We start from the raw sequence: 12,157 nt of genomic DNA, 5'->3' as shown, positions 1-12,157 counted from the left end.
CAAAAGGCAAACCAGGAATCTGGTTTGCCTTTTCTTATTGGGTTACAAAGCCCTTTACGGCTAATTTTAATGACTCTTTCTTTCCTAGTTTCTTGAATGCTTGTTTTTCTAGTTGCTTTACATTGAGTGATGTGTATAATTTCGTGTTGTGTTTCAGTGTTGTTGCTGTTAGGACTACTTTTTCATCCTTTGTAGCATTTGCCTTTATTTCCTTTACGTGGTTAAGTTGTAATCCTGTTTCAATTTGACGGCGTTCAATCGCTCCATTTGACATGATCACATAGATGTACGACTTTGCCCCTTTTTCCTTAATACCTTTTGTTGAAATGGTTAAGGCATTACTTATTACATTCGTAACGATTTTCAGATCAACATGTGAGCCAAATGGTATCGGGAAACCTGGCTGCTCATTCATTTGAATGGTATATGTGTACTGCGTCTCCTTTTTTTCCTTCGGTTCTACCTTTGGAAGAGTTGATATGCTTGTAATGGTTCCTTCCATTCTGTCTTTTTGAAGAGGCGACGTTATATATACCTTCATCCCTTCTTCAATGGCTGGGTGTTCTTTTTCGGTAAGGGTGGCTTCCACCTGTAGCTCATTGGATGCGATTGTAACGATTGGATTGTTCAGGTCATGACGAACTTCTTTTACTGTACCTGTTATGCTGCTATTAATTGTGAGACTAGATAGGCTGTCATCAATACTTGCTAATTGTTCCTCTTGTTGATCTAACTCTGCTTCTAATCTACTTAACTGTAATTCTTTTTCATATATTTCAATTTCCAGTGAGTTGGCCATGATGGTGTTTGATGACTCGTTCTCTTCTGTTGTGGACCTCTCGATGTCTCTTAGTAAATCATCTAAGCTGTCGATGTTATCTTCAAGTGCATCAATTTCGTCTTCCAGCTTTGAAATCTCGAGTTCCTTTTGAGAAATGGCTGCATCAATATTGACAGATGACAGCTCTAAAATAGGCGTATTGTCTTCTACTTGATCCCCTTCTTTTACAAGAAAAGAACCGAAGTCACCCGTGTTTTCTTCATAGTAGATATATTCCTCTTCTACAGGGGTGATGAGCCCTTCATCTGTTTTGGATTCTACTAAATTTTGCTCTTTCACGGTTGTCCATGTATTCACATGGCTGAGTCTCTTGATTTCGCTATCCTTTTTATATATTAGGTAGAGATTGCCGATCATGAATAGAGCACCCACAAGGATGACTGTCCACTTTTTCCAGTTCATAAATCTAGCAACTCCTTTATAGTAATTTTTCGAAATCAATATATGAAAATAATGCAAGAACAAGCCAGATACACACGTTGGTTGAGATGACGATAGCTAGTACGACCGATTTGCTTCTGTCCATTACTGCCTTTACATATGTATATTGGAGGACTATAACCCAAATTTGAAAAAATGTGATTTGTGCTAAGACCAGGATGATATACCGGTAATCTGTAAAATACTGAGCAATGACTCCAAGTGAGTATGGAAGTGACATCGGGTCTAGACCTAAATAATATTGAAATGGGATACTGATTGCTTTTTCTAGTAGGATGATGGTCGTGATGATGAGCTGGATATTAACTAGTTTCATATAGTAGGTATCAGAAAAGAGCCAGAATACAAGCGCAGGGAAAAAGATGAATAGTATTGTACCGAGAACTCCAGCGAGCACTTGGCCAATTGCAAAGAGAAGCTTGGTTGCTTCAAAATCCGCGCTCGTTAACTGATAGATTTGTTTTGATAGAATATCGCTTCCTATCCCAAGATAAGCACTGATTGAGTAGAGTAGGAAACTGGCGAAAGTGAGGATGATCGTATACTTCCAAGTTCCTTCTATTTTTTCTGCTTTTGTCAACTGGTGTCCAATGATGTATGGGTCCTTTAATCCGCGGAACAATTGTACACGATAGATCATATGTTTCCTCCATAATTTGGCATTTGTTGCGGTATTCCTACATTTTATTTTACTTGATTTGATATTTTTTGGAAACGGAATCGACAAAAAAAGACCACTTCCGACGTGGAGGTGGTTGAAAAATGGAGAACTGATCATTGCTCAAAATGAATTAAGATCATTGGTTAATTACTATTATTACCTAAACATAATTTTTGTTAAATTTCATTGGCTATTTGGGCGATTTTAAAATGGTATCTGATGTATATTGAGAAGAAAATAGACGAGTTAATTGTGAGAAATTAATGGTTGGTGGATGAATACCCTGGCGGTATTATCGCTAGTGTCCACTCCACGCGGACAAATAAGGGTAAACTGTCCACGAAGGGTGACAGACACCCTCCGTGGACAGTTTGGTCAGTTTTGTCTTTTTGGGGTGTCTGTCACCCGCTTTTAGCGCGGGTTGGTACCCCAGTCAAGTAGCTTTTGTTTTAGTTCGTCTTCCATTTGAGCTAGTTCGTGCTCGGCTTGACGACGCTTGACACGACCTTCTTGCTGAATGCGGATGGTTTCCTCTAATGTTTGGATGAGGTTTTCTTGCGTTTTCTTAAGCGTCTCAATATCGACTAGTCCACGCTCGTTTTCTTTTGCTGTTTCGATCGTGTTCGTTTTTAACATTTCCGCATTTTTGAGTAATAGCTCGTTAGTTGTTTTGGAGACTTGCTTTTGAGCTTCTACGGCGTTTCTTTGACGGATTAGAGTTAATGCAATAGCCACTTGGTTTTTCCATAATGGAATAGCTGTCATGATGGATGATTGAATTTTTTCAATCAGTGCTTGGTTTGTGTTTTGAATCAAGCGAATTTGTGGTGCACTTTGCACTGTTATTTCACGGCTGAGCTTTAAATCGTATATACGCTTGTCTAGGCGGTCTGCAAACTGCATCATGTCATTTACTTCTTGGAACGCCATTTGGTCTTGAGTCTGTTCTGCCTTCTGCTTAAGCTTCGGAATGGTCGATTGATTGAGTTCATCTAATTTTAATTCCCCAGCTGCGATATATACGTTTAGTGCGTGGAAGTATTCTTTATTGTGCTCGTATAGTTTCTCGAGAAACACGACATCACTCATAAGTGTGTTTTTTGAGCGCTCTAGCTTTACACTGATTCGGTCGATTTGAGCACCTGTTTTCTGATATTTAGACAGGACTTCTTGGAGCGAGTTTTGGATTTTCCCAAACATTCTTGAGAACATCGTACGTTTTTCGGGCTTTAGTTCGTCGGGGTTTACCTCATTAAATTTCTTCATAAGGTCAGAGAGGATCTCCCCCACTTCTCCAATGTCTTCTTTTTTCACATGCTCAATCATCGAATTTGAAAAAGTCATCAGCTTGGATTGGGCTTGTGTTCCGTATGTGATGATCGCTTGATGATTTTTCGGGTCGATTTGTTGGGCTAGCTGGAATGCCTTCTCCCTGTTCTCCGGTGGGATGACATCAATTAGCTTTAATGGCTTATCTGTTTGTTGCGTAGCTAAAATGGGTTGGTCCTGTGCTGAAATCGGATCAGCAAATGGGTTTCCGAGCAAATCGTCTAACATATTGCTGCTAGATGCTGCTCGTTGTAATTGCGGCTCTGTGTTACGATTTGTCATTTGATTCTCCTACTTTCTTCATTCGGGTCTAGATTCTTCGGCTTAAGAGTAATTTTCTTCACCACATCCAGCTCAAAGTTCAGTTTATCTATATCATTCGATAGCACTTGGTTTAAATCCTCTTCAATCACATGTGAAAGGTCACGTAGAGCAATTTTTGTATCTTGAAGAGAAATAAGCAATTCAGAGTTCTTTTTTGGTTGTGTAGATAGGAAAGCATATTTTTCTGCAAGCTCAACCATTGAATCTAAGTGTGAATAGTAGAACGGTTCCGCTTGATAAAAGCGCTTTGGTTCCTTTTTAGTGATTGAGTAAATCTTGTTTGCTACTCGTAGTGTGTCAAGCTGTTGTTTAAAGGCTGCGACATCTCTTACTTGGAAGAAAGCCTTTCTTAATCTATGAAGCTTAGGCTTCGCTTCCTTTAGGTTCTTTCTAATGTATACATACTCTTTACGCGAGATGTTATATTTCTTGAATGTTTTTGCCTTTACGATTCCATTGGCGATCAAATAAGCTACGACACCTGCAGCAAGTGAAATACCTGATGCTGTGAGGAACCCATTATTCAAAGCCAAAAAGCTAATTAGCCAAGTCGTAATGGCCGCTGGAATGGAGATAAAGACAAATATAAGCACTGCAATTAAGAAGTTCACTGTAATCGACTCCTGACCTCTCGGGATTTCTATGCTAAGTAATACGAACGATTTGTTAAAAAGGTTTCATGTTTAAGTGAATCTATGTGTAGGTTGTTTATAACCAATATACCCGAAATTGACCAGGTTCAAAATGGACTTCCTTTGTATTTGCATCTAGGTCTCAAGGCTGAGAGCGATGGGGAGACTGGGTGTCTGTCACCCTCCGTGGACACTTTTGGGTGTTTTGTCTTTTTAGGGTGTCTGTCACCGCTCGTGGACAAACCTATGGGTTTTGTCCTTGTGGAGTGGACACTTCTTTGTAGGGTTGTCTTATATTCATAGTAGTCATGTAATTCTGCGGAATTTGTTATTTTTTGTATAAAAATTTCAAGTTATTAATCTACCTCCTCATTTTTTATGCTAGACTAACATAGTTATACTGTTAAAATTCTGACGGGGAGATGGATATGAAGGGAAAAGCTTTATTTTTATTTTGGACACTTTTAATAGGTTTCATATTCTCTACAAATGGAACCCTTGTTTATGCTCTTGAAAGTCCTAATACAGATAACTATCAAAAGGACTCGAGTTACTTTTTCATTCAATATAATGGAGAAGAAAAAGAAGTAATAGTGAATGGGAATATTACCTTGAAATTAACTGGTTGGGCAGATGATTCAAAGACAACAGTTAATGGGAATATAACCTCTGTTGATTCTTCAAATTCCACAGAAGACATCACACTGAAAGTAAACGAAGAACTTAATGAGTTGCCTTTAAATGAGACAGAAATTATCAACTATAGAATAATTGTTGCTGATATATTTAAATCCGAGATAGTGACCACTCAAGAATTAACGGACTCATCCACTATCGTCGTACAAAACAACAATGGAACTTCCATCGAAGAAGTTAAAACGGTTGATGAATATGATACTGTCATTGAAAATAAAGGTCTAATTTATTACTCATCCGGACAAAGTGGTGAAAAGCTTGTTATTACAAAGGAAAAATATGATTCTTTAAATATTGTTAAAGATACAACAACTATAGAATCTAATGCAGTTAGTGAGGTAAAAGCTACTCCAACAACAAAAAGTATAAAGGAAGTTCAGCCACTTACAAGATTCAGTAAATCTAGTACCCCGGCTACTACCACAACTGTAGCAAACAAAGTACCATCAATAACATATTCAACCCATATACAAAAAATTGGGTGGCAAGAAGCTGTAAGAGATGGTGCTCTTTCTGGTACTGAAGGCGAAGCAAAACGGTTAGAAGCAATTAAAATCTCCTTAGAAAATACTCCTTATTCTGGAGGATTAACCTATACAACGCATGTTCAAAAGTATGGTTGGATGTCTAATGTACCTGCGGGTAGTATTAGTGGCACAACTGGAGAAGGCAAACGGGTTGAGGCTATTCAAATAAAATTAACAGGAGAAATGGCAACCCATTATGATGTGTATTATCGTGTTCATGCACAAACCTTTGGTTGGTTAGGTTGGGCTAAAAATGGAGAATCATCTGGTACCTCTGGCCTTGCTAAGCGACTTGAAGCTATAGAAATCGTGCTTGTTAAAAAGGGAGAACAGGCACCTGGTTCCTCCGAAAGACGTTATATAACACCAACTTCAGTAGTTTATACTACCCATGTTCAAACATACGGATGGTTACAACCTGTCAAAGATGGTGCAATGAGTGGAACTTCAGGACAGGCTAAACGACTTGAAGCCATAAAAATTAATTTAGAAAACCTCCCTTACAGTGGCGGTATTACTTATTCAACCCATGTACAATCTTATGGGTGGATAAATGAAGTATCTAACGGGCAAGTTTCTGGAACTTCTGGTCAAGCAAAGCGATTGGAAGCCATTAAGATTAATTTAACTGGCGACATAGCAAAGTATTATGATGTTTATTATCGTGTCCACTCCCAGACTTTCGGTTGGTTAGGCTGGGCTAAAAATGGAATGAAAGCCGGCACGGAAGGCCTTGGAAAAAGATTAGAAGCAATAGAAATTAAATTGGTACTTAAAGGTCAAAGTGTTTCAGTATCTGCTACACAAGCGTTTAAAGAACCATTGAAGGTATTTTTAGACCCTGGACACGGGGGCAATGACCCTGGTGCAGTAGCTGGTGGATATCAAGAAGCAAACATAAACCTAGCTGTTGCGAATAAAGCTAAAGCTTTACTCGTTGCTCAAGGGTATAAAGTTTACATGTCACGTTCTGACGATACTTATGTATCTCTATTAGATCGCTCACAAAAGGCTAATGATCTAAAAGCAGATCTATTTATTAGTATTCATGTAAACTCTACAGGATCTGGAACAACTTCTGCTAATGGTATTGAGTCTTACTTTTATGAATACAATCCTGATTATCCTTCAAAAATTAATGAAGATATGCATAATAACAGTGACAGGATTAAAAAGAGTGTAACTCTTACTAATTTGATTCAAGATAATATGATTCAATATACCGGTGCAAATGATCGTGGAACAGATGGCAGTGCGTTCTCAGTTATTCGTGAAGCCGCTATGCCTGCCACTTTGATTGAACTTGGATTCATTAACAATACAAACGAACGTCAAAAATTAGTGACAAGCTCTTATCAACAAAAATTAGCAAAGGCTATCTCTGATGGAGTAGTTGAGTATTTTAGAATATACTAAGGTGTATAAATATTCATGTGTCTAGACTAGAAACAAAAGGTTTCTAGTCTCTTTTCATTTATTAAAACCATTGATAGCTTGTATGCACTAGGAGAGGCTGTTTTGAAGAAATTTTGAGATTCGTGAATAGTGCCCAACAAATATCAGTCTTTTACTGACTGATGCTGTTTTTTTGCCAATTTGTCAAACTTTGTTGAAGTTTTTGTTGTTTATTTAGATTTAGGTGGTGGTAAATAAACAGTACTTGATACCTAGGTTGAAGTGACAAATACAAAGGAGTGGTCTTGTGAAGATTAAGGTCAAAAGCTGGAAGATGCTTACTGCTCAGGACAAAATCTTTATTTTAAAAGCCATTAGCTTTCGGTCACAGGCAATGTCTACAAGTCATACCTCAGAATAATGAACCATTTAGGATTTGCCACTATGCCAGTTAGCCTGTATATATTCCACCTTTTCAGCAAAATTTTGTGAACTTCTTTAACATATGTCCCACTACATGAATATACATACTATTGAAAGGAGGGATTTATGTTGAATAGTTATCCTTTATTATTCTTAGCTGCTATGCTTGCTGGTTTTGGACTATTACGCGTTCCTGTAAGCGGTTTCTTAGCGCCGCTTAATCCACTAATTGACGGCATTGGAGTTTTAACTGTCCTCATTTTTGCTTTAGCTCTTATCTATCATGGCCTTATGTTCTTGGCAGGGAAAAAGAAATATTAATTATTAAGCCGGACTCTTAGAGTCTGGCTTTGCTATTGATAATTACCTTAAAAAGTATTCATAAATTCTCCATTTGGAATTAAAATGGAATAGTACATATTTTCCAGGGAGATGATGGAGTTGTTTAAAAAAATTGCTGCTGATGCTTTGGGTTTATCGGATATTGGAAAAATTATTGATCCAAGAGACTTTGATAAGACGGACGCTGACGATTATGTGATGCACGAAGACAATGAAAAAATATACTTTTTGATCAAGACAAAGGCAGATGAATATTGCTTTACGAATTTGGCATTGATTCATGTTGATGGTCAAAGTGCTGCATCCTCTAAACGTACTTTGTATCGTTATCCCTATTCTCAGCACAAGATTTCAAATGTAACATTGGAAACGGCCGGAAAGCTTGACATGGATGTGGAGATAAAATTCCGCTTGGGGGATGTTCAATTTGATATTGATGTTCAAAAGGATCAAATGGAAAAGCTGAAGGATCTGTATAAGGCGTTGCTACGAATCTCCGAGACTACTTATGAGAATTCAGTTGTTACTAGCTTGGCGAACGAAAGTCTAGAGAAGGCTGTTGCAATTCTTCAAAACTCTCGCACAGAGGAATTAAAGCTTTCTCAACAATATAAAGAGCTTACTGAATTTGGCTTCAACTGGCTAACGTCTATTCGTGAGCAGTACCATGAGAAGGACTTTGGTGATGTGTTTGAGAAGTATATCAATAATTAGTAAGTTATTGCTAGCAACCACACATTTGTGTGGTTCTTTTTATATTTTAATTTTAAAAAACTAAAAGAAAGATTATGATCTTTTTGTAACCTTTTCCATTTTCGTTTGTCATTACCAATGGGAGGAGAGAGAAACATGACAGATCCGCTTGAAGAGCTGTATCAGGCATACAAAGAACCCATTTTCCGCTATCTCAACAATATGTGTCGAAATCGCTCCATTGCTGAAGAACTAACACATGATACATTTATTAAGGCTTTCAAGGGATATGCGCGGTTTCGTGGTGAGTCCTCCCTTAAAACATGGCTTTTTAAGATTGCTAGAAATACATACATAAATGAAGCGATGAGATTAGCCAGACAGAATGAGATTCCCTATCCAGAGTCTGGTGAACCTCCAGCAAGTGATACAACTCATAATATGGACGTAGTGATAATAGTGAAGCAAACCTTTCAAAGACTTTCTGAAAAAGAACGCTCCCTATTGGCTCTTAGAGATCAAGGTTTTTCAATAAATGATATGGCATATATTCTAAATCAGACTGAAGGGAACATCAAGGTAGGAATCTATCGGGCAAAAAAGAAATTCATGGAATATTATCTGGAAGGAGAGGCGGAAGGACGATGAAACTAAATTGTAGTCTTGTAGAGGATTTGTATCCGTTATATGTAGAAAATGAGTTAAAACAGGAGAACTGTCGTGCAATAGAGGAACACTTAAGGTTTTGCAGTAATTGCAGGAGATTGTATCAAGAAGGAACAGGTTTTTCTGACGTATCCCCTTTTTACGAAGAAAATGAACAAACACCAAGTAAGGATTTGGATGACCGTATTCGATTAAGTTTTCGATTACGAAGAATGAAATTAGTTGCTGGTCTTCTTGCAGCCGTCATTATTGTGACTGCTATTAACCAGTATGCTGCTAACCGAGAGAAAATAGCTACCTTAATGAACGGGATGTATCTATACAGTGAATCACTAAATATTATCGCTAAAAACCCATACGAGATCGACACCAATAGAGAGCTGCTTTCTTATCAAATGGACGATATCATTGACTTGGGTAATGAATTGGGTTGGTTAGAACGCATCCGATTTGCTAATAGCTCCTACCACTTTATTGTGAACACTCAAGCGTTAGATGAAATGGCTGCAATCCTTAGGGAACGAAAAAACCAAGGATTAGAGGATGAAACAGACCGTGAGGCCATTGAACTCTTACAAAGGTATACAAATACTCTTTTTAAACGTGTCCAAGAGGAATATACGGATTTTCACCATGGCTACAGTTCGTATTTTGAAATCTTGGATGTTGAAGGAATTGCTAGCCCCATTAACCAAATAGAAGAACTAGCTTATTTTTATAACAGTTACCACAAACTTCCTTCGGAGATGGAGCTGTTAAATGAGAATGAACTAAAGGAGATTATAACATCCGCATTCAATGCCCAGGATAGCAACATTCAGTTGGAGAAAAATCTAAATGAAAATGAAAGTGATTATAATTTTGACCTAGAAGATGGAAAAACTGAAATAAGTGGAGTAATTAACGGATATTCAGGCGCTATTTCTTTTGCTACAAATAACACAAACAAATTAATGGGTCAAAAGTCAAAGAATACCGAAGAATTAACAGAAGAGGCTAATAACATGCTTAAGTCTCTTTATGGGGAGACTGCCAATTTTGAACTAAGGCCTGTAAATGATGGTCAGTCATCTAGATTTTGGTTCACTCCTATTGCAGGAGAATATAAAATGTATTTTCCGATATCAGAACCATTTGTGATTGAATTTGATGCAGATACTGGCCAATTTTTTATGTTATCAGCGAAGACATCATTATTATCGAAAGAGTTTTTCACAAAGAATTATGAGGAAAAGCTTTCTCAAGAAGAAATGGAAAACAAGGCTGAACAAATTTCGGGTAAAAAAGGGAACGCGGTTGGAAAAGGCATCATATATTCTGCCGTAACTGCCGATTACGTTCTTGTTTATGTATTTGAAGGGGAAGAAAATGGGGTTTATATTAATGCAGAGACTGGTGTTGTTGAAAGACCTTATATACCAATCTATTAATATGACTATAGTTTTTTGCAGGAATTTGTCGAACCTTTATTACGTACATCTTGTCCCAAATAAAGTACAATAGAATACAGGTTTAGGTTTCCATAATCTGGAGGTGTATTCATTGAAAAAGTTTAAAGTGTTACTATTTACCATTTTATTCATGTTAATTGCTGGACCAGCAATGGCTCAAAGTAATTCTCCTGTACAAAAAGCATCAATTAACGCAGCCATGTTTTACGGTGGCGAAGGGACAACTGACACCTTTGTAAATCTAACAACTGATTATGAAAACAAAGATCAATATATTTTGTATTTAGAAAAGTACAATTTTGAGAAAGATGAGTATACTTATGGTCAAGCTATTATTCCAAAATCCGAAGTCGTTTTTGACACGAAAAAAGGGACAGTATCGGTAAATCAAGCAGTAAGTATGACTCATGTGAAATGGGTATATGATAAGAAGGGGAAATACTACTACCCTATTGAAACCGCAGCAGGTGAAGAAGCTGTAAATCTTACCTGGTCATTTAATTCAGGTGATTATTCCTATCATAAGTCAGTGGATAAAAACATTGAAATCGGGTTCGATGAATATCTACAGCTTGCCAGATCCACCTATAAAGATTACAACAAAGTGACCGTTTCTGGAAACATCGGCACTAAGGAAACGGTAGATTTTGAATACTCTGGTGGTTCGGTTCTTACAGGATCTTTTTTTACAATCATTAAATAATTATATTTGTTTTTTATAAACCTAAACCTTACGTAAAAAAGTACATAAAAGGTTGGCTGCCTTTAGCACCAACCTTTTAGTTTTTTGCCTTCGCATAAATAATATACCTCTCCTTAGCATCACCCACATACCCAAACGGATAACAGGTCGTAAGAATCAGCTCCTCTTCCTGATTTTGCAAGGTTATTATACTCGTATCATCTGCATTAACAATCTTTGTATTTACAATCTCATACGAAGCTTCTCCATAAGGCATCTTCATCACAAGCTCATCACCAAGTACAAGCTCCCCTACCCTTTTAAAAACGGTATCACGATGCCCGGATAACACAATTTGTCCACCCTGCCCTGGAAAAAATGAACCTTTGTAATGGCCAACACCTTTCGCGAGTTCGTCTGGATCCGTTCCTTCCACAATCGCTAACTCTGATTCTACTTTTGGAAGAGAAAGCAATCCCACCACTTCCCCAACCACTGGCTCAAAATCTGATTCATCCTCATGGTCATCCTGCACTTCCACTTTCCCTTTTGCTTCCTTCAATGATTTCTCTGCTTGTATATTCGAATGAAGAATCTGATAACCGGCATAACCAATAATCCCCAACCCTAAGAAAATGAAAAAATAGATAATGTACTTAATCTGGACCAGTCCTCCTCTCCTCATAATTATAGTAATGTTTATAAAATTTTCTGTTAAAATTTGTTATATACTTATAGAAAAAAGATGGAGGAAAACTTAATGAAGCTAGTATTATTTTTTGCATTTATGCTCTTCTCCCTAGTCTTATCGTTACTGATTGGCCGCTTCTCATTAAAGAATTCAACTAATCTACGGAGACCTGTTATGCTCTCGGTTTTCACCAATATCGTTATTTTAGGAATTGCTAGTGTCTGGTGGTTTTTAACTGAAACGGATGGAATTAGTCAAGGTCTTGGTGTTATATACTATTGTATTGCAATAGCTTTGATATCATTGGTAAACCTCGTTGTATTATCCATATTCCGTTCCAAACTAGGTTCCTAGTGAAAAGGG

Annotated in this window: 12 protein-coding genes; 7 read left to right on the top strand and 5 right to left on the bottom strand. The window is 37.4% G+C overall.

Going from position 1 to position 12,157, the window contains the following annotated elements; translation table 11 throughout:
- Window positions 1-34: 34 nt before the first annotated feature.
- The 4 genes from M3175_RS15650 to M3175_RS15635 all read right to left on the bottom strand — a co-directional run bounded on the left by M3175_RS15650 (window position 35) and on the right by M3175_RS15635 (window position 4,207).
- On the bottom strand, window positions 35-1,243 hold the full coding sequence (locus tag M3175_RS15650) for an efflux RND transporter periplasmic adaptor subunit (protein ID WP_251520750.1): 1,209 nt from the start codon (window positions 1,241-1,243) through the stop codon (window positions 35-37).
- Window positions 1,244-1,259: 16 nt separating this feature from the next.
- Entirely contained in the window at window positions 1,260-1,922 is a 663-nt protein-coding gene (locus M3175_RS15645) for a hypothetical protein (protein WP_251520747.1), read from the bottom strand.
- 432 nt (window positions 1,923-2,354) lie between these two features.
- The gene (locus M3175_RS15640; RefSeq protein ID WP_251520742.1) at window positions 2,355-3,554 is read right to left on the bottom strand and encodes a toxic anion resistance protein; all 1,200 of its coding nucleotides are present in this window, start codon (window positions 3,552-3,554) and stop codon (window positions 2,355-2,357) included.
- A complete protein-coding gene (locus M3175_RS15635) occupies window positions 3,551-4,207 on the bottom strand; it encodes a 5-bromo-4-chloroindolyl phosphate hydrolysis family protein (RefSeq protein ID WP_251520739.1) in 657 nt (218 codons plus the stop codon). The genes M3175_RS15640 and M3175_RS15635 overlap by 4 nt, the downstream gene beginning before the upstream one ends.
- Before the next feature lie 449 nt (window positions 4,208-4,656).
- Between M3175_RS15635 and M3175_RS15630 the strand changes: the two genes are divergently transcribed.
- From M3175_RS15630 to M3175_RS15605, 6 genes are all read left to right on the top strand, one after another.
- Entirely contained in the window at window positions 4,657-6,867 is a 2,211-nt protein-coding gene (locus tag M3175_RS15630; RefSeq protein ID WP_251520736.1) for an N-acetylmuramoyl-L-alanine amidase, read from the top strand.
- A 528-nt stretch (window positions 6,868-7,395) separates the two neighbouring features.
- Window positions 7,396-7,590, top strand: coding sequence for a hypothetical protein (locus M3175_RS15625; RefSeq protein ID WP_251520733.1), 195 nt, complete (start codon window positions 7,396-7,398; stop codon window positions 7,588-7,590).
- Between the two features lie 120 nt (window positions 7,591-7,710).
- On the top strand, window positions 7,711-8,325 hold the full coding sequence (locus tag M3175_RS15620) for a PH domain-containing protein (protein ID WP_251520730.1): 615 nt from the start codon (window positions 7,711-7,713) through the stop codon (window positions 8,323-8,325).
- Window positions 8,326-8,460: 135 nt separating this feature from the next.
- Window positions 8,461-8,952 (top strand): RNA polymerase sigma factor, encoded by a 492-nt coding sequence (locus M3175_RS15615; RefSeq protein WP_251520727.1) that lies wholly within the window; start codon window positions 8,461-8,463, stop codon window positions 8,950-8,952.
- Complete coding sequence (locus tag M3175_RS15610) at window positions 8,949-10,400, top strand: zf-HC2 domain-containing protein (protein WP_251520724.1); 1,452 nt, start codon at window positions 8,949-8,951, stop codon at window positions 10,398-10,400. The genes M3175_RS15615 and M3175_RS15610 overlap by 4 nt, the downstream gene beginning before the upstream one ends.
- A gap of 112 nt (window positions 10,401-10,512) precedes the next feature.
- A complete protein-coding gene (locus M3175_RS15605; protein ID WP_251520721.1) occupies window positions 10,513-11,124 on the top strand; it encodes a DUF2059 domain-containing protein in 612 nt (203 codons plus the stop codon).
- Window positions 11,125-11,200: 76 nt separating this feature from the next.
- Here M3175_RS15605 and srtD read toward each other — a convergent pair whose 3' ends face one another.
- Window positions 11,201-11,788: a class D sortase, LPxTATN-specific gene (gene srtD, locus M3175_RS15600; protein WP_251520718.1), complete on the bottom strand. Its 588-nt coding sequence runs from the start codon at window positions 11,786-11,788 to the stop codon at window positions 11,201-11,203.
- Window positions 11,789-11,863: 75 nt separating this feature from the next.
- On the opposite strand from srtD, the gene M3175_RS15595 reads away from it, so the two are divergent.
- Complete coding sequence (locus M3175_RS15595; RefSeq protein WP_251520715.1) at window positions 11,864-12,148, top strand: hypothetical protein; 285 nt, start codon at window positions 11,864-11,866, stop codon at window positions 12,146-12,148.
- Window positions 12,149-12,157 lie beyond the last annotated feature (9 nt).

The organism is Robertmurraya korlensis (assembly GCF_023715225.1).
Lineage (GTDB): Bacteria > Bacillota > Bacilli > Bacillales > Cytobacillaceae > Robertmurraya_A.
This window is presented reverse-complemented; position numbering and strand designations above follow the sequence as displayed.

Coding starts and splice junctions, on each gene's coding strand:
- M3175_RS15650 (WP_251520750.1), bottom strand. CDS start 1,243: ATGAACTGGAAAAAGTGGACAGTCATCCTTGTGGGTGCTCTATTCATG.
- M3175_RS15645 (WP_251520747.1), bottom strand. CDS start 1,922: ATGATCTATCGTGTACAATTGTTCCGCGGATTAAAGGACCCATACATC.
- M3175_RS15640 (WP_251520742.1), bottom strand. CDS start 3,554: ATGACAAATCGTAACACAGAGCCGCAATTACAACGAGCAGCATCTAGC.
- M3175_RS15630 (WP_251520736.1), top strand. CDS start 4,657: ATGAAGGGAAAAGCTTTATTTTTATTTTGGACACTTTTAATAGGTTTC.
- M3175_RS15625 (WP_251520733.1), top strand. CDS start 7,396: ATGTTGAATAGTTATCCTTTATTATTCTTAGCTGCTATGCTTGCTGGT.
- M3175_RS15615 (WP_251520727.1), top strand. CDS start 8,461: ATGACAGATCCGCTTGAAGAGCTGTATCAGGCATACAAAGAACCCATT.
- M3175_RS15610 (WP_251520724.1), top strand. CDS start 8,949: ATGAAACTAAATTGTAGTCTTGTAGAGGATTTGTATCCGTTATATGTA.
- srtD (WP_251520718.1), bottom strand. CDS start 11,788: ATGAGGAGAGGAGGACTGGTCCAGATTAAGTACATTATCTATTTTTTC.
- M3175_RS15595 (WP_251520715.1), top strand. CDS start 11,864: ATGAAGCTAGTATTATTTTTTGCATTTATGCTCTTCTCCCTAGTCTTA.